Below are 17,527 nucleotides of genomic sequence, written 5' to 3'. Positions count from 1 at the left end.
ATTATCTCCTAATCTACATAAGAGGCAAGATTTTCTGAATATTCCTCCGCAAGGTGTTCAATATCCACCATATTTACTAAGTCCAGTAAATTAAAACGTCCATCATGATGCCATGCTGCTTCTGGGGCTGTCATATTTCCCAGCCTTGTTATACGTGTTACTCCCACTCTTCCTAATAGCTCTGCGATTTCAAAGAGTTCTTTTGGTGACGCTGCAATTCCGGCCGTTTGCAGATACGATCTTGAGTTCTCGATATATGACGGGATATCAACTAACTCGTCCACTTCAACAACTCTGATGACTCGATTTAAACAGCTTGGTGTTAACTCATTTTCAGCTTTATCAAAAACGACCACCCAGGAATTATTTTGTTCACCAAGGATTTCTTTTTCTTGGTTAGTAAATAAACTGAACTCTTCCTTTTGTCTCCATTCAACAAGTTTTGCTGCTTCTTCTAATGAAAGACTTCTGCGAGGGTACCTCTTTTCAAAGCTTTCTAATTCATGGGCTAAATATCTGGCAAACTCTCTCGGTTCAATATTCCCGCCATTTTGCACATAAAAAACATGCGGAGAGTAACAGCCTTGTTGATCATACCGAATTACATCATATGCAGCATCCCGGACTGTTTTCCATACCTTACGAGAGTCAAGGCTAACCCTTGAAACAATACCAAAACTAATTTTATGACCAAATGGAAGGAAGCGGGTGGTAATTGGAACACGGCTTTTTATTGAATCCAGTGCTTGATTGCCGCCATAAGCAAGAACAATATCCGCATGCTGATATACACGCTTCTCCTTTTCTTCGTCACCGCCCTTCCACCAAATGACGGCTAAACAATCTGCAAGTTTTGGCTCAGCCTCGGCAATCATCTTTGCAAACCAGCCTGCAAATAAGGGTTCCGCCCTCGGCAGCTTGCCAATGGTGCCTGATTTTACGATTAAACTTGATATGAGGCTCCAAAGTGGAAGAGCAGGAACATTCCCAGACCAGACTTGAACCGTAATATTTGCTCCTACAGCCTTAGAAAATCCTTTTTTGACTCTTGGCTGAAAGTCGTCTAATAGCAAAGGGTTGCCAAAATCCTCCGCAATAAAACGCTGCAGATTTTGCTTGCGAAAGGTTTTTAGATAATTTGTTAACCCAAGCCTAATTATTTCCTCGTTATAACCTGTTACAATTGGCAATAATTCTTCTGCCTTTTGCCGATAGGGGTTAGATCGATCCAGCAATTGCTCAATAACTCTATCAATGATTTCAATAATTTCTGTCACAGACAAGGATTTAAGTACCGAGGCAGCTGAAGCTTTTACCACATTAATAACCTGATCAAGCTGCTGTTGTGATAATAGTGGAACTTGTACGTCTAGCTTCCTGTCATTTCCTTCAAAGGTTAAGGTTTTATATTCTGGCTCCCCCTTGAGAGTGCTTGGAAGATAGCCTGCGATTTCCATCATTGAAATGACCCCTTTGCTGCCTGTATGAATTCATCTACAGCCATTGAGCATCCTTTTGCCTCTGCTCCTTGTGCCCGCCCTAATAATATAAATCCTTCCTCTTTCTCTGCACCGAGGTCCTCCGTTAAAATCGTTGTGACTGAATTAAAGTTTGCTAGATCACAATGAACCAGCACTCCTTTTTCTCCCTTCACAACCTCTTCCCCTGTTAATGGGTTTATCAGCCTTGTTCGTATCCAATGTGGACCTGATTTTACTGATGGTACTGTACTATTCCCATGATCATAAAATTGCGTACTCAATTCAGTCATTCCATACATATTGATACATTCCGACTTATCAACCCCTAACAATGTCGAAAGCTGGGTATAAAACGTCTCTAAATCCAGCTCCTTTGATTTATTCTTAAAGCCACCAGTATCTAGAATTCTACTTCCAGCTGGAAGGCGGAAGTATCTCCCCTTTGCTTGCAGCTCATCAAACAAGTGAACAAAACTAAAGGATGCACCAAGAAGCGCTATTGGCTGACCCAATTCCTCAGCTTGCTCTAAGGCGAGCAATAAGGAATCAACCTTCAAGCCCTGTTCATCGACAAAATATTGGCTGTCATGTGTCCCATATTCCTTATATGCCAATGCTAGATAATGTGACAGAGAAGAATTGGGCATATTCTTTTCAGTGGGAAACAGGATACCCATTTTTATTTGTTTATGCTCCTTCATAAAACGAGCTTTAAAGTTTTTTAACATGGATTGATTGTATACCTCTAATGTTGGGTGGTAATGCTTCCCTCTAACCCCTTTCGTTGTTCCGCTTGTCATAAACACATCCTCTGCAAATTCCGTATCCTCACAGCTTAGGGTGAGCTCCTTGAATGCATTTATGGGCACCGCAGGGATATCCTTCCAACTTTTGACCATCCTAGGTGTTTTCCCTTTCTGACGACAATACATTTGAAAAGGTTTGTTATTCGAATATTGGTACCGAAATATATTTAATGCCAGGTCATTAAAGGCTTCATCAGAAAAATCTTCACTTCTCATAAAATGAAGAACACGGTCTACGATTTCATTTCTCATTTCGTCACCCTCTTTTTTGAAATTATGTAAAGCTGAACTAAGAGCTTACTATATTTATTTGCTGGCCCTTTACTTTAGGAAAACAAAAAGAGCACTCTGCAGGCGCAAAGTGCTCATAGTTCCCCTAATCACATTCCCTACGCTGGCATTATCCAACAGGTTATCACGGTCAGCAACGGAATAGTTGCAATCTCAGCCAGTTTCCACCAGCCCCCGATATGTATTCAAATATTTTTAACCACGTTTCTCACAAGAGATAATTATTTACCTTATCATTGGTCAAGATGTTATTCAAACTTATTAAACAAGTAGCATGATTTAATAAGAATAAATATTTTTCTTAAACGATGGATATTTTTCAGTATAGCATTGTTGAACAACATAAACCAATATGTTAGTATCCCGCCTTACTTATCTACCTAATTATATATATATCAATAATCATTGAATCATTCAACTAACATTATATAAAAAGGCACCAAGCAGGCATATTCTTATTCACTATTCACTTAATTTATACTGAAAAAATTAAGTAAAAAGACATGTTCCATTTTATTCTAAATTTTACAATAATAATAAGGGAAGAATTTCCTTTAGACGAAGACCTGTAATTTGAAAGGAGAGTATATGAAAAATAATTTATTTACAAAATTATTTCTTGGAACTGTCTTACTATTCATGACTGCCTGTACTTCTGCTACGCAAACTTCACCTGAGAAAAAGAATTCGGATAAAAGTGAGACTCATTGGTCTTACAATGGAGATACCGGTCCGGAACATTGGGGGAAAATCGATGCATTTTCTGCGTGCGCAGATGGTACAGAACAGTCACCAATCGACATTGAACAAACTAATGAACAGACCGATCAAGCATTAAGTGAAATTAAAATAAACTATAGCCCTACAGCTTTTACACTTATGAACAATGGCCATACTATACAAGCTAATGATACATCTGGCAGAAATAACATAATAGTAAATGATGAAGAGTATACACTGAAGCAAATGCACTTTCATAATCCCAGTGAACACCAGCTTAACGGAAATAAGTTTGAAATGGAGGGACATTTAGTTCATCAAAACAAAGAAGGACAGTTGGCTGTTCTTGGATTTCTTATTCATGCTGGAAATGAAAATAAAGTACTTGAAGAAGTCTGGGCCGCACTTCCAAAAGAGAAAACGGAAAAGGATGTTATTTTGGACAAGACTATAAACCTTGAAAACTTATTGCCAAAAGAGAGAAAACTCTTCAGCTATAGCGGGTCATTAACGACACCGCCTTGTTCTGAGGGAGTAAAATGGTTCGTCTTAGAGCAGCCGATTGAGCTGTCAAAAGAACAAATTAATGCATTTGGTTCTATTTTCCCTCATAATAGCAGGCCAATTCAGCCTCTCAATGAAAGAACAGTTTCTGAATTAGAGTGAAAAATTCACCTTGCACCAGTTAAAAACCAGTAACATAAAATTTCCTCAAATACTCCTCAGTCTGCCCATCGGACGAGAATTTTTGAATAATGGTGTTTTCGATAAAGCTAGTTGGCAGCTCCAGTCAATCCATCATTAAAAGAAAGGTGTTATAATATCAAAAAAGGCCATTATTTTATGAAAAGGATTGTTTCAATTGGATTGGATACCTGACAGAAAGTCGAGAACACCTATTTATAAGCAGCTTGCTTTTTATATTGAAAATGGGATTGCAGATGGCACTTTTCCCCCGGATAAGCCGCTTCCCTCTGAAAGAGGATTGGCCAAACAGTTTAACATCAACAGAAGCACGGTTGTTGCGGCATATGATGAACTGGAGTCCAATGGAATCATCGAACGGAATCAGGGAAGCGGTACAACGATCAGCAAGGATATTTGGGGGATGACAAAGAGAAGGATTCCAAGCTGGAACAGATACATTGAAGCGGGCTCCTTTTTGCCTAATTTCCCTGTTACAAAAAGAATCCATAGGGAACTAACTGGGACCAAGCTGATTAACTTAGCCAGCGGGGAACTGTCTCAAGACCTTTTTCCCTTATCGTCCCTAAGAGAAATTACATCCAGCAGATCCTTTATTGGCCCTTTGGGATATGACCATCCCCAAGGGAATGAAATTCTTAGAGAAACTCTTGCTGCCCATGTAAAAACATTTCGGGACATTGAGGCTGAATCTTCTTCTATCCTGATTACGTCAGGGGCACAGCAAGCCTTGCATCTTGTCATTCAATGTCTCCTGAAACCGGGTGATGCTGTAGCGATCCAGGATCCTTCTTATCACTATAGCCTCCCCATCTTTAAATCTGCCGGCATCAAAACCTATTACTTAAAAACAGATAAGGATGGAATTGATCCGGACGATATCACGGCATTATATAAAAAACACCAAATTAAAATGATCTTTTTAAATCCTATATACCAAAATCCAACGGGTACATTATTACCTGAAAACCAACGAAGAAAAGTCCTGGAACTCTCTTCTCAATATGGCATTCCCATTGTGGAGGATGATCCATATAGCTTAACCTCTTTCAAAGGTGAAAAAATGAAAACTCTTAAATCCCTTGATCAAAATGGAAATGTTCTATATATTAGCTCTCTGACAAAAATTGTTGCTTCAGGCCTAAGAATAGGCTGGATTATTGGGCCGAAACCGGTAATTGAAAGATTGTCAGATGCAAAACAGCAGGTCGATTTTGGACATGGAAGCTATTCTCAATGGATTGCCAATGATTTTATTGAATCCAGCAAATTTGAATCCCATATTAAGCATTTAGTGAAGCAATTAGATCATCGAAGCAAGCAGATTGATACAAGTCTGCAGACCTTTCTTCATGATCAAGTTGAATATAACGTCCCTGAAGGCGGTATACATCTATGGTGCAGAATCAAGAAGGATTTTAATGAAATTCAATTACTCGAAGAATCTATTAAGAGAGGCGTCATCTACGTTCCTGGCAACTCAATGGGAACTGAGAAAGGATTTGTCCGTTTTACATTTGCCAGGGAAAAAGAAGAAAACATTCATGAAGGAATTAAACGATTTGCTGAAGCCCTTGCATTCATATAGCAGCAATCAATTTTAAGGATGTCAGTCAGTTTATCGGCGGTTTAATACTGCAAAGACAAATCACGCATGGATTTTTTTACCCATGCGTGATTCTTTCTGGCCAATATTCAGCTGTATTTTTATTCATTTTTGTCTCTAAACTATCTCCCCTATACAGCCAAACGACTATGCTGGAGCTCCTCGGAAATCAGGCTATAGGCAACAACTTTTTTTCTGTATTGTTTTACCACATCAATTCGATCACTATAACTGTATACAATAATCCTGAGGTTTGTTTCCCCCCGCTTTACATCCATTATTACGGGCGTGCCGGCTTTCGGCGGCGATAAAAAATTTTGTTCGTTCCCAGGATGGATATAGTGCTTCTTGATAAAAATTCCTTCGTTAAATTGATCAATAAATTTTATTTTTTCCTTGCCTTCGAGAATCTTATCTCCAAAGGTAACGGTGACGTCCTCCTCTTTAAGCTTGGAATGTGTTTCAAATTTGCTGAGGAGCCAATTGACAGTACCCGTTGGCAGGCAGGTTATGACTATTTTTAATAAACTAACGAGTATAATTGGAATTAAAACAGCCCATGTCACTTCTCATCATCTCCCTTAGCTAATTAAGCCCGCCAAATATAGATTCCAAGTGAAGTGAGAGCAATAAATATAACCACCACATATATTAAAGTTAAATTTGCTGTATTTCTCTTAGCCGAATTTCCGTAGTCCTCGTCTGATTTGCCTGTCAGCACCAACGTAGAAACAACAGCAAGAATTAAGATCAATACCACTAAACCTAACATCACTTTCATTCAGCTCACCTCTTCTTACTTCTGGATCGTTATTTTACTTAACTAAATGATAACTTACTAAAAGTATAAAACAACCATCCACTACAGCATAATTTTCCCCATCCACTTTACCCCATCGTTAAATGAATGAGTTTGAAAACCAGCCATCTTGCAAGTAAGGAGCTATATGATTACCCCCAATCCTAAATCTAAAGGAAGCCGCTAAAGACACATACAAGAAAAAGGACAAGATATTCACATAGCAATATTGCTGCACCTAGTAGATTTCTGAAGGATCCTTATACCCGTCTGGCTAATGCAGTGGACGCTCTACCGGGATTCTACGTAAATTTCAGTAGTTTTTTCTAACTAGATCGTGGATGTAATCTACCCTGCTTTTTTAAAAGGCTAGAAAATTGACGTTAGTCTTTTCTAGCCTTTTTATTTATTAACTTATTCTTAATACCATTTTCCCATAAATTTTTTCCAAATACAATTTCGGCTTCAGCTATTTCTTCTAATGGATATATTAATAGTCTTTTTCCCAATTACCTTCACTCTGCATTCTGCTCTGATCTCAGAGGATTTCATTTTGAATAACTTTAATTGAAAGGGAAAAAGACATCATTATCGTCAAGAATTTTTCAATTTGCAGATTTCCGGTAAGTGGCTAAATTCTGTAAATCTTTATACAGAAACATTCTCGGCATATACAGGTTCCCGCCTTAACACTTGACCAGCGGTTACCCCTAAGTACTTCCCATTTTCTGCAGCCAGCTGTCCGTTAACAATTACATAGTTAATACCTGAGGGCTCTTGTAACGGATCCTCATAAGTAGCATTGTCACGAATGGTTAGTGGATCAAAAATAACAATATCAGCCGCAAATCCTTCTTTTAATAACCCTCTTTTCTTTAGGATAAAAAAGATGAAAGACATTGAAAGAATAGAAATAAAAGCATGGAAAGACAAATATCCTTTACTGAATAAGCTCATATCGACAGAAGAGGTTTTTTGGATCAATCCTAATCTGGAAAAGTTTCAAACTGGAATTAAAAAATCTCCCCTTACTCTAGAAACGGAAGCAATGAGCAAGGCTACACATATTGTGTGGGCGACGGGCGGAAGCATGGTTCCTGAAAAAATGATGGCACAATATTATCAAAAAGGGCTGGAATTAGCATCGGGGAAATAGAAGTAGATAACTTGACTATAATATAGGAAAACACCCCTTAGTCTGAAATCAAGCTAAGGGGTTAACTAATTAGTTTTAAAATAAAAAGGTCCTGCTTTACTGTTAATGCATCATCATCCTTTCAAAATAGGCATCACTTTATCAATTGCTTTTTGCAGTTTTTCACTATTTTCACTATACATCTGCCTAGCTTCTTTTACTTCGGTTCCAAGAGCAAACAGCTCTAAGTCTGCTTGGCATTTTTTCAGGGTCGAAAGAATTAGGGCTCTATCCTGAGGTGATGGGACTTGTAATTGATCGTCAAACAGGTCTACTGTTAACTCTCCATAAGAGTTAACTTGTCCCAGAAACACATTTTCGACCGTTACACCAAGCTTATCTAATTCAGTGTATAACCAGGCCCGGCTTCGTCCGATCGTGGCAAGCGGTTCATCCATTATAACACCATCCATAATGACAGTCTGAGGCTCTTTGATTGGAGCAATCGCCAAGTTTAGATCCTTTGGTGTTAATGGCTGATTTTCTTTCTTTAGCATGACGGACAAATCTCCAGTCGGCTCTAATACGGCGAATTCTACATCCGCCACTTGATAAACATCCTTCCTGCGAAGCAGCTCCAGTAACTCATCTGTCGTGTATCTTTCCTTTTTCATGTTATCTTCCATGATTTTTCCGTCTTTTATAAAGATAGTTCCTGTACCTTCTACAAAATCACGAAACTTTTTACTTTTTAAGGAAATTACACCAGAGATAAAGGGTATCGCTGCAAAGATAATAACTCCGATGATCCCGTGAAAAATGCTCCGTTCAAGCCCCATAGCAACCTCAGCACCTATACTCCCAATAGAAATACCAGTGACATATTCAAAGAAAGATAACTCTGATATTTGTTTCTTTCCTAACCATTTCGTAATAAAGAATAAAATTACAACAAATAAAATTGACCGTACGGCAATATCTAACCATGCAGGCACTGATTAACACCCCCAGCAAAAATAATATCTCTTAAAAACCTTTATACTGAAATTCTTCCCGTTCCATTTCACCTATTCGCTTTTTTAAATCCGTTACTACCTCATGGACACTCATCATGGTTTCATGGAGTGTACGCTTTGATTCAAAGTCTTGAGTCCTAAGTGCTAAGCTGGATAAATCGGCTTCTGCACCTTTAAGGCTGGCAAGAGTCTGCTTTACATTTGATGCAATCGTCATTTAACATCCTCCTTATCCTTTTGGCTTAAAAATAAGGGCTCCCAGCATTCCAAAAATAATGGCAGCTGAAATACCTGAACTGGTTACTTCAAACATTCCCGTGAGTACACCAACTATCCCGTGTTTTTCTGCTTCCTGCATAGCCCCATGCACAAGGGAATTGCCAAAGCTTGTAATAGGTACAGTAGCGCCTGCACCAGCAAAATCAATCAAGGGTTCATATAATCCAAATCCATCTAAAATAGCCCCTGCTACGACAAGAGAACTTAATGTATGTCCGGGTGTCAATTTAAACACATCAAACATAATCTGCCCAATGACACAAATCAAACCGCCTACGGTAAAAGCCCAAAAATAGGTCATATGGATGATTGCCCCCCATATTCAATGGATACTGCATGGGCGATACAAGGGATCGATTCGCTTTGCTGAAAAGAAAGTGGAGATAATAAGGCACCTGTGGCCACGACTAACATTCTTTTAAATTCTCCTTTCTTCATGCGATTTAATAAATGCCCATAAACGACGGTTGCTGAACAACCTGGACCACTTGCACCTGCCAGGACTGGCTGACCCTCCCGATAAATCATAAGACCGCAATCCTGGTATTGCTCTTCACTGATGGAAATTCCATGCTTTTTAAATAAATCAAGGGAAACTTCACGCCCTATTTGGCCAAGATCCCCGGTGACGATTAAATCATAATAAGATGGATCAATGTTTCTTTCCGTTAAATGCGCCTCAATGGTATCTACCGCAGCAGGAGCCATGGCCCCTCCCATATTAAATGGATCTGTTAAGCCCATATCAATTACACGGCCAATTGTTGCAGATGTAACACTTGGTCCTTCACCAGAATCACTTAAAAGGGCCGCGCCAGCACCTGTGACTGTCCATTGGGCAGTAGGAGGCTTTTGTCCGCCATATTCAGTTGGATAACGAAATTGCTTTTCAACTGCTGTATCATGACTGGAGGCTCCAGTCAGTATATATTTAGCTCCATTGGTATTAACGATATAAGCAGCTAATGCAAGCCCCTCCATTGAAGTAGAACAGGCACCAAACAAACCAAAATACGGTGCTCCAATTGTCCGGCTAGCGAAACTGGTTGGCGTTATTTGATTAATTAAATCACCGGCAAAGATAAATTGTACTTGATCCTTTTGGATTCCGCCTTTTTCCATCGCTTTCTGACAAGCTTCTTCAAAAAGGACTTTATGTGCTTTTTCATAGGAATCTTGTCCAAGCCATAAATCAGCATGAAGAGTATCAAAGTCATCCGGTATAGCTCCATTGGCTTCAAAGGGTCCCCCAATAGTTCCAGTCGAAATAATGACGGGCTTTTGTTCGAATATCCATGTACGATGGCCTGCAAGCATTATAAACCACCCCATCTGATTAAAATTGTCTTAATTAAGGCAATGACAAAGGCAGAAAAAACACCGAATAAAATAACCGAACCCGCCAATTTAAATATATTACCGCCTACGCCCAAGACAAATCCTTCGGTTCGATGTTCCATGGCAGGTGATATGACTGCATTGCCAAAACCAGTTACGGGTACCGCTGTCCCAGCTCCCCCAAATTGGGCAATTCGGTCATATACACCAAAACCAGTAAAAAGCATTGTAATAAAAATTAACGTTCCAACCGTCGGGTTGCCGGCCGTTTGCTCTGTAAAATCAAAATAATAAATGTAAAAATCCTGAATAAACTGGCCAATAAGACAGATGAGACCGCCTATTAGAAAGGCTTTTATACAATTTTTCACAACCGGCCTTTTGATTTCGCGCTGTTTTTGCAGTTCCTGGTATTCCTGCTGGACTGGTGAAAGCTGTTTCTTTTGATTATTTGACATGGCTTCATCCCCCACTTTACGTCTGTTCCTTAATAAGACTTTTAAGTTTTTTCAAATCCTTTTTTAAGTTTTTCTTATTCGTTTTGTTTTTTTGCAGTCTTTCTTCAATTTTTTGGAGTTCCCATAACATTTTTTTATCGGACGAAACGACAACCATGTGATTCGGATACATTTTTTCCAAGTCGGATGTTACGGTCTTCTCGATACTTTTTAAGCGAAAACGGTCGAAATTTTCTACCTTTATCGCCGCTAGAAGCTCCTTATCTGTATTCACAGCCCTAACATCCGTAATTTCGTCCTTAGTTATAATCTTTTCTTTAGCGTGGTTAGCGATAGATTGATCGATTGGCTTCCCTGTATGCACTTGCGAAACACTAGACTTTTTATTGTTATTATCCAATTGATTTTCATTACATCCAGAGCTTAGTCCGATAATGATTAGCAATAATATAAGAATTTTAAAATTAGCTATGTTGACTTTCATGAAAATCACCTCATTTTATCCATTCAAAATCGGGAAAAAGGTTGGCCGATATCCAACCAACCTTTTGTATCGTGTTAATGATTATTGTTTGTATTGAGGTTCTTCTTGTTCGATTTGCTGAACACGCGGTGAAATACTGTCCACTAAGGCTTGAGTTTGTTTAGCGGCATCTTGATACAGCTGCTTCGCTTGTTCATTATCTGTACTAAGAGCAAATGTTTCAAAGCTCGCCTGAGCACTTTTTAGTCCTGCCAGAGCTGTTTTAACGTCATTGATGACTGTCATGAATGGCACCTCCTTTGTTTTTTTAGGACCTTTTTAGAATGCTTTAAAAAACGATTTTTATGCTTAAAATTTTCCGGATAAAACCTACTTTGGCTAACCAAGCGAGAATTTATGTCAATTCTTTATTAGGGGTACTTTCCTACGCAAAATCGATACGTTTTGTAAGAGATCCACTTTTCACCCTTATGCATTCTTGATGAGATACTATGTCATAGCGATTTTTGTAAACCAATGCCATTCATTCTTCCTATTACTCTTGAAAGGGAGAGAATATAAATTCTCTCCCTTGTCTTGGTCTTAGCTGGCCATTTCTTTTTTCAATTTAAATCCCTGCTTTATCCTAACAAAATTTATTTAGGACTTATGTGTATGCCGTCACTCTCTCGCCAATCTGCGTATAGGATACGCTTTACACTATCATATCCATTGGCAGTTAATTGGTTATCTAACCACTGTTGATCAAACCCGAGTTCATGTAAATTATCCCATAGAATTTCCCCATCTATAATTAACGATGTTGGGAGGTCTGCTGGACTTTCCGGGAGATTGAAATCTTGTTTTTCTGGTTTTTGATACTTGGATTTTAATAATAAACTTATTTGTCCATTAGCTTCCAATATACCGTATTTGACTTCGCGAATTGAAAAGACATGATTTTGACGAAGTATACTCAATACTTGATTTACATCCAGTTTGTTCTTTTTAAGTAACTTTCTGTCCATAACACCATCTCGAATGATGATGTTAGGATTGCCTAATAAGAGAGAACGTGCCGATTTATTTTTTAGAGTCATAAACTCTATTCCCAGCATAAGAAACGTCCACAATCCGATTGCATATAAAAAATGTAAGACCCCTACCTGATCTTGATAAATGGTATTTCCTAATAAATCTCCAAGTACTAACACAAAAACTAAGTGAAACGGGGTTAACTGATTTATGGATGTTCTGCCTGTTATGATAATGATAAAAAATAAAGTTGCAAAACCAACGATGACTTTAATCGTCAGTAAACCAATATGAATTTCTTCCAAAGTTTTTCCTCCAGTTTACATTTTACTTAGCTGTATCTTGAGGTTTCGATAAAGAGGCTAGAGAACTGGCTGCCGATACCGCTGAATATCATACGGAAAGGTCCGAGGATCTAAAGGCAGGTATGCAGTTCTAATAAACGTATTTCCTTATGATATACATTTGTCATTTATATTTATTTAAAAAGCAATTCAAACTCTTTGAACTACCTGTTTTGTATTACCGTTTTTAGTAAATGAACCATCGAAACCCGTGTTCAGAGTTCTTAAACATGGGTTTTCGATTTTTCAAAGAACAAAAAACAGGATACATCAACTTATAATAATGGAGAAAGCAGGCGGGCACCCTGTTCAACAAACCGCATGGTCAGGGATCGCTGCATTAAGTCTTCAATTCTTAATGGTATAGAATCAGAAAGATCCCTCTCGAACTGCTCTGTAAGTTCCCTTGCCACATCAGCACTGTACACGACTTGACACACTTCATAATTCAGGCGAAAGCTTCTCATATCATAGTTTGCTGCGCCTACTTCTGCAATTTCTCCATCAATGATCATCAGTTTTGCATGTAACATTCCTTTATCGTACTGATAGATTTGGACCCCAGCTTCTATAAGCTCTCCGTAATAGGTTTGACTTGCAAAACCCACGATTTTTTTATCAATATGGCGGGGAACCAGTAATCTTACGCGTACACCACGAGCCACAGCTGTCTTTAATGCCATAATAATATCTGTTTCTGGTATAAAGTAAGGCGTTGATATATCAATGGTTTTGCTCGCTTGTGTTATCAATATAAAGAAAGCTTGGCGAATAAATGGTGTGGGAATTCCAGGGTTTCCTTCCAGCGTATGGATGTATGCCATATGCAATTCTCCTGTCTTTGATTGGGTATTGTCTGTTTTACCTTCTATAGGCCATAACTCAGATCCTAATTCGGCAGACCATCTTGAAAGATCTATGCTGCTGGCTGGATTGATTTCCTTTGATTTATATTTTTGGGTTTTGGTACTCTTTTTCGTTGCATCAGATTTCGCTTTTGACTTTATCCGTTCTGGTACAGCGATATTCCAATGAACGTCGAAGATAGCCTGCAAGTCTCCAGCTGCTTCGCCTTTAATTTGCAAATGAGTGTCCCTCCAGAATCCAACGTCCGGCCTTAATCCTGTATATTCATACCCAATGTTCATACCGCCAGCAAAGGATTCCTTACTGTCAATAGTGACAATCTTACAATGATCCCGATAATTCCAATTGGACAAAACCCAGGGAAATTTCAAAGGGAAAATTGTCCGGCATTCGATCCCTGCTTCCACCATCTGAAGAATTTTTTGTCGCGGAAATTTTTTACTCCCCCAAGCATCTCTAATAAAACGAACCCGCACTCCATTTACTGCTTTTTCTATCAGCAGTTCTGTAATACGATTACCAATTTGGTCGTTACGATAGATGAAATATTCCAGATCAATGGTTTTTTGGGCTTTTTGAAGGGATTCGATAAGCTGATCATATTTTGCGATTCCATTGTTTAGTACTTGGACTTTGCCGATTCGAAGCCCGCCTACAGAAAAATACCTTAAAGCATTGGCGATGATCGATGCAGAATCACTATATGTCTCAGGCAACTTATCAGACTTATTATCAGAAAAGGTCAATCTTTTACGATGAATAAGATTGGGATTTGATATGCTAAGATATAATAAGAAACCAATGACAGGCAAAACAAGGGCGATTACTATCCAATTCAAAGCTTTGGAAGGCCGCCGAACTTCCCAAATGGCTATGAATAAGATAAAGACCGTATTTAACAGGTATAGAAAGTAAATCCATTCCAACTAAAATTCCTCCTTAGTTTTTCCATTAACATGTACAAACCATGCAGCAAGTATACGTTTGGAATATGGAGGAATTGGTTAGGCAGATTTTTACACATAGTGGTGAGACATCCTAATAAAAATTTTTGTATTTTTTTGTCACAGGAAAATTAATTGTTAGAGATCATTACTTCCATCTAACTAAAATCTTAGATTACTCAGCTGCTGCCAACTCTTTTACTGTAATCATAAAAGATCCCCCCATTGGAAAAATACTTATCTTAGAATTTCTTATCTGCATCCAAGAGTTTGTTTATATACTTTATTGCATGCTGGAGAAAGCTAATTTTTTATTGTTCTATTAGAGATGGGTACTTTTTATTAGTTGGTAAGCAAACATCTAACAGGCCGGTTCTCAAAAAAGAGGGTTAGAGAGAAATAGCTATCATAATCAGTAAGTTTTATGTTGGTGGAGGCATAGCAGATATTTTTTCCTCCTCGAGCATAAACATCAGTATAGAGCAACAGGAAAGAGGGATAGCCATGTCCTTTATCGGATTTGAACTGATAGCCAAAAGAGCATGGACGATTTTGCCTGGCCACACTTTTTCGATGTCGATTTTATGGAACAAAAAAAAGATCCCTTCCTCCATCGGAAGAGATCTCTATCATGAACCTGGACTGATCCTCCCTGATAAAAGAATTGCAGCTACCGGGAGGATCCATCATCTGTCTGATCATACAATAAATCACTATGAACCCTTACAAACAGCACCTTGTAAGCTTATTTGCCGTCCTGATTTTCCCCTGGACGATCTTAAGATTGAACTTCTTGCACCGAAGAAAGGGATTAGGGAACCCATTCATCAAACGGCCGTTCTTTTCTTTTGGAGAAAGGAAAACAATCTGTTAAGAAAAACAGAGCTTCACCTGGATCCCCAATCAATTGAAAATAACCCTCCAGATCAATATTTTATCGACCTTTCTTTTTTACGAGGCAAAATATAGTTCTTAGCAATTTTTTCACCTTCGCTCCGAGCACTAAACTAATATCGGTGTTAAGAAATAAACAATTAAAAAGGCTGTCAATATCCGCATAATGATTCCCAATACAGCCGCTCCCATTGCCTCCTTTTCACTAAGGTCAGAATTAGCTGCCCATATAACCGGAACCTGACCAAAGATAGTTGACAAAGGCAAACCGGATGAAGCTAAAACAAATGATCCGATGACCAATCGCGGATCCAAAGAACCAGCAACTTCCGATAACTGAGCCATAGCCAGCGTCGGGCTAGCCAATATGGAGAGAATTCCGGTCTCAGGATGAATATTTAGAGTTAACAAAACGGCTGATAAGCCAGATTCGAATTTTGACCAAACACCAATATAGTCCAGAACACCTATAGCAGCGAACACGACAGCTGCTGCCGGAATAATCAAAAGGAATAAAAGCTCTGCTCCCTCCCTGGCTGCATTAAACAGAGTGGGTAAAAAGCCAGTCTTTGGCGTAAATTGAGGCAGTTTTGCAATTTGGACAGCTTTCGTATCCCTATAAATGGTTTTAGATAGCAGGAACGGGACAATAATGACAGGCATGAAAACAGCCAGCACAACTACGACAAAGGCATTGGCCCCTACTGCCGTTAAAGCAACCATGCCTAACATAAATGTAGCAAAGGACTGCTGGGATTGAACCATGGTGGCTACCGCTATCTTCTGCTCTGCTTTTGTTGCTCCCGAACGGATTAAAATTGGTCCGGCAATTTTTCCGGCAGCATTAATATCACCAAGAATATTATATATACTTGGAATGATAACAGCCGAATTCACTTTCATCAGCTTTGTAACAGGAATGAATATCCGAATTAGTGCATCTGTAAATCCCAGTCTCTCCAGTACCCGGCCTATAATGACACTGACAATAATGGAAACCCCTACCGTGCCGGTTAAGAATATCTCTACGATGACCGGGAAAACCTGGTCGACAATGGAAGTAAATAACCCGGCTAATGTACCTGGAGTGATTAACAAAACCAGCAGTGAGATAATGACTAAACCCAGACCTACCACTTCGATTTTTGTCCATTTTCGAGTTAAAGGAATCGGGACACTTTTCTCTTCTATTTCAAGATTCTTTTGTACTAAGGATTTAACTTCGCTCATCTACCTGCACTCCTTTTTTATACTGTATGGACAGCCGTTTTTTTCAATAGATAACCCGCAGCCATTTCTTCCGCATATTTCTTTAGATGAGGAGATCCCATTTCATTTAGGGATATGCTTGTCACACGTTCCCGAAAAACCACGACTTCAACATCAGGCAGCAGTCTGTCTAAGGCATAAGCTAAAGGTAAACCATTTTCAAGTATTTCTAACACATGGCAATTTCCGATCATAAAATTCACTCCTAACTCTTTAGCTGTTTCAATAAGTGGATGTCCATCATAAACCCGGCTAATGGAAGCGAGAACAGTGTCAGCCTCCGGGTGTTCCTGAATGGCTTGACGCAAATGGTCAGGGGAAAATCCTGTATGCGGGAAAATGTGTATAATATTGTTCACGGGACTTGTTTCTTCTCCATGAACAATTCTCCCGCGTGTCACTATACTTGTTTCTGACAGAGATGAACTATTTCGTATTTCCTTTTCCGTATGTAACAATTCCTCTTCATCTCTCAGACCCATAAAATTGTCCAGCCTTGTTAAGATTTCTCCCAGCGTTTTCACCTCAGGAAGTACTTTCCCCGCATAAAAAATATTTCCGTGTACTCCTCCATAAGAAACCTCTGTCCGGTATACCTGATGGCCGTGCAAAAAAGGAATGCCGGGATGCAGCCCATGGAAAGCTTCATGCAATTCAAATGCAGCGACATTATACAAATCCAGATAGTTTTTCAAGATTACTCCACCCGAATTAGCTGCTTCTGCTATCGGATGATGAGCAACAATGGCATCGACACCAGTAGCGCCGGCAAGTTCGATACATCCTTCTGTCATGGTCATAGCAACTGCTACTTTTTTCACTTCTTTTTTCATATCGCCATAAACGAGACCAGGCGTTTCAATGATCTCTTTTCCGGGAATGTTGGAAGATTTCATGATGACAAAAGGATGCTCACCTCTCGTAATGTCATTTAGAGATTTAATCACTCTTCCTCCTGTCAGCTCATCCAGCGCAATCAATACATCTTCTACTGTTTTCATAATGTTGCTGCCTCCTCTATTTTTTTATAAAAAAAACCGTCAGCACGAAACAAACAGACACTAGTCTGAAAGCTTG

Annotated in this window: 19 protein-coding genes and 1 pseudogene; 4 read left to right on the top strand and 16 right to left on the bottom strand. The window is 39.0% G+C overall.

Annotated features, from left to right (window positions below; genetic code table 11):
* Nucleotides 1-8: 8 nt before the first annotated feature.
* Complete coding sequence (locus NSQ49_RS23435) at nucleotides 9-1,460, bottom strand: acyl-CoA reductase (protein WP_251284159.1); 1,452 nt, start codon at nucleotides 1,458-1,460, stop codon at nucleotides 9-11.
* Nucleotides 1,457-2,539 (bottom strand): LuxE/PaaK family acyltransferase, encoded by a 1,083-nt coding sequence (locus NSQ49_RS23430; RefSeq protein ID WP_251284158.1) that lies wholly within the window; start codon nucleotides 2,537-2,539, stop codon nucleotides 1,457-1,459. The genes NSQ49_RS23435 and NSQ49_RS23430 overlap by 4 nt, the downstream gene beginning before the upstream one ends.
* A gap of 627 nt (nucleotides 2,540-3,166) precedes the next feature.
* Here NSQ49_RS23430 and NSQ49_RS23425 point away from each other — a divergent pair.
* Both NSQ49_RS23425 and pdxR read left to right on the top strand, forming a co-directional pair.
* Nucleotides 3,167-3,964 carry a carbonic anhydrase gene (locus tag NSQ49_RS23425; protein ID WP_251284157.1) on the top strand — a complete coding sequence of 266 codons (798 nt, stop codon included), beginning with the start codon at nucleotides 3,167-3,169 and terminating at the stop codon, nucleotides 3,962-3,964.
* A gap of 196 nt (nucleotides 3,965-4,160) precedes the next feature.
* Nucleotides 4,161-5,591 (top strand): MocR-like pyridoxine biosynthesis transcription factor PdxR, encoded by a 1,431-nt coding sequence (pdxR, locus tag NSQ49_RS23420; protein WP_251284156.1) that lies wholly within the window; start codon nucleotides 4,161-4,163, stop codon nucleotides 5,589-5,591.
* A gap of 149 nt (nucleotides 5,592-5,740) precedes the next feature.
* On the opposite strand, the gene NSQ49_RS23415 is transcribed toward pdxR, so the two are convergent.
* From NSQ49_RS23415 to NSQ49_RS23405, 3 genes are all read right to left on the bottom strand, one after another.
* Nucleotides 5,741-6,175, bottom strand: coding sequence for a YfmQ family protein (locus NSQ49_RS23415; protein ID WP_251284155.1), 435 nt, complete (start codon nucleotides 6,173-6,175; stop codon nucleotides 5,741-5,743).
* Between the two features lie 23 nt (nucleotides 6,176-6,198).
* Complete coding sequence (locus tag NSQ49_RS23410; RefSeq protein WP_251284154.1) at nucleotides 6,199-6,390, bottom strand: hypothetical protein; 192 nt, start codon at nucleotides 6,388-6,390, stop codon at nucleotides 6,199-6,201.
* Between the two features lie 401 nt (nucleotides 6,391-6,791).
* Nucleotides 6,792-6,917: a hypothetical protein gene (locus tag NSQ49_RS23405; RefSeq protein ID WP_261391754.1), complete on the bottom strand. Its 126-nt coding sequence runs from the start codon at nucleotides 6,915-6,917 to the stop codon at nucleotides 6,792-6,794.
* A 380-nt stretch (nucleotides 6,918-7,297) separates the two neighbouring features.
* Between NSQ49_RS23405 and NSQ49_RS23400 the strand changes: the two are divergent.
* Nucleotides 7,298-7,447: pseudogene (locus NSQ49_RS23400) on the top strand (D-serine ammonia-lyase); the annotation flags it as partial.
* 230 nt (nucleotides 7,448-7,677) lie between these two features.
* On the opposite strand, the gene NSQ49_RS23395 reads toward NSQ49_RS23400, so the two are convergent.
* The 9 genes from NSQ49_RS23395 to NSQ49_RS23355 form a co-directional block, all read right to left on the bottom strand.
* Nucleotides 7,678-8,538, bottom strand: a complete 861-nt coding sequence (locus NSQ49_RS23395) for a DUF421 domain-containing protein (protein WP_251284152.1) — start codon at nucleotides 8,536-8,538, stop codon at nucleotides 7,678-7,680.
* A gap of 31 nt (nucleotides 8,539-8,569) precedes the next feature.
* The gene (locus NSQ49_RS23390; protein WP_061791255.1) at nucleotides 8,570-8,776 is read right to left on the bottom strand and encodes a DUF1657 domain-containing protein; all 207 of its coding nucleotides are present in this window, start codon (nucleotides 8,774-8,776) and stop codon (nucleotides 8,570-8,572) included.
* A gap of 12 nt (nucleotides 8,777-8,788) precedes the next feature.
* The gene (gene spoVAE, locus NSQ49_RS23385; RefSeq protein WP_019382211.1) at nucleotides 8,789-9,139 is read right to left on the bottom strand and encodes a stage V sporulation protein AE; all 351 of its coding nucleotides are present in this window, start codon (nucleotides 9,137-9,139) and stop codon (nucleotides 8,789-8,791) included.
* Complete coding sequence (spoVAD, locus tag NSQ49_RS23380; protein ID WP_159864454.1) at nucleotides 9,136-10,155, bottom strand: stage V sporulation protein AD; 1,020 nt, start codon at nucleotides 10,153-10,155, stop codon at nucleotides 9,136-9,138. The genes spoVAE and spoVAD overlap by 4 nt, the downstream gene beginning before the upstream one ends.
* Nucleotides 10,155-10,634, bottom strand: coding sequence for a stage V sporulation protein AC (gene spoVAC, locus NSQ49_RS23375; RefSeq protein ID WP_019382213.1), 480 nt, complete (start codon nucleotides 10,632-10,634; stop codon nucleotides 10,155-10,157). The genes spoVAD and spoVAC overlap by 1 nt, the downstream gene beginning before the upstream one ends.
* Before the next feature lie 16 nt (nucleotides 10,635-10,650).
* Nucleotides 10,651-11,118, bottom strand: coding sequence for a YhcN/YlaJ family sporulation lipoprotein (locus NSQ49_RS23370; RefSeq protein ID WP_061791253.1), 468 nt, complete (start codon nucleotides 11,116-11,118; stop codon nucleotides 10,651-10,653).
* Between the two features lie 81 nt (nucleotides 11,119-11,199).
* Complete coding sequence (locus NSQ49_RS23365; RefSeq protein WP_061791252.1) at nucleotides 11,200-11,403, bottom strand: DUF1657 domain-containing protein; 204 nt, start codon at nucleotides 11,401-11,403, stop codon at nucleotides 11,200-11,202.
* A 350-nt stretch (nucleotides 11,404-11,753) separates the two neighbouring features.
* On the bottom strand, nucleotides 11,754-12,437 hold the full coding sequence (locus NSQ49_RS23360; RefSeq protein ID WP_251284151.1) for a DUF421 domain-containing protein: 684 nt from the start codon (nucleotides 12,435-12,437) through the stop codon (nucleotides 11,754-11,756).
* 314 nt (nucleotides 12,438-12,751) lie between these two features.
* Complete coding sequence (locus NSQ49_RS23355; RefSeq protein WP_174751801.1) at nucleotides 12,752-14,269, bottom strand: phospholipase D-like domain-containing protein; 1,518 nt, start codon at nucleotides 14,267-14,269, stop codon at nucleotides 12,752-12,754.
* 522 nt (nucleotides 14,270-14,791) lie between these two features.
* On the opposite strand from NSQ49_RS23355, the gene NSQ49_RS23350 reads away from it, so the two are divergent.
* Complete coding sequence (locus NSQ49_RS23350) at nucleotides 14,792-15,256, top strand: hypothetical protein (RefSeq protein WP_251284150.1); 465 nt, start codon at nucleotides 14,792-14,794, stop codon at nucleotides 15,254-15,256.
* 33 nt (nucleotides 15,257-15,289) lie between these two features.
* Here the strand turns inward: NSQ49_RS23350 and NSQ49_RS23345 are convergent, their stop codons facing one another.
* Entirely contained in the window at nucleotides 15,290-16,411 is a 1,122-nt protein-coding gene (locus tag NSQ49_RS23345) for a hypothetical protein (protein WP_251284149.1), read from the bottom strand.
* A gap of 17 nt (nucleotides 16,412-16,428) precedes the next feature.
* Nucleotides 16,429-17,451 carry a Nif3-like dinuclear metal center hexameric protein gene (locus NSQ49_RS23340; RefSeq protein WP_251284148.1) on the bottom strand — a complete coding sequence of 341 codons (1,023 nt, stop codon included), beginning with the start codon at nucleotides 17,449-17,451 and terminating at the stop codon, nucleotides 16,429-16,431.
* Between the last annotated feature and the right edge of the window lie 76 nt (nucleotides 17,452-17,527).

This window comes from Cytobacillus sp. FSL R5-0377 (assembly GCF_038004385.1).
Taxonomy (GTDB): domain Bacteria; phylum Bacillota; class Bacilli; order Bacillales; family Cytobacillaceae; genus Cytobacillus.
The sequence above is the reverse complement of the archived record's forward strand: the minus strand, read 5'-3'. Positions and strand labels throughout refer to the sequence as shown.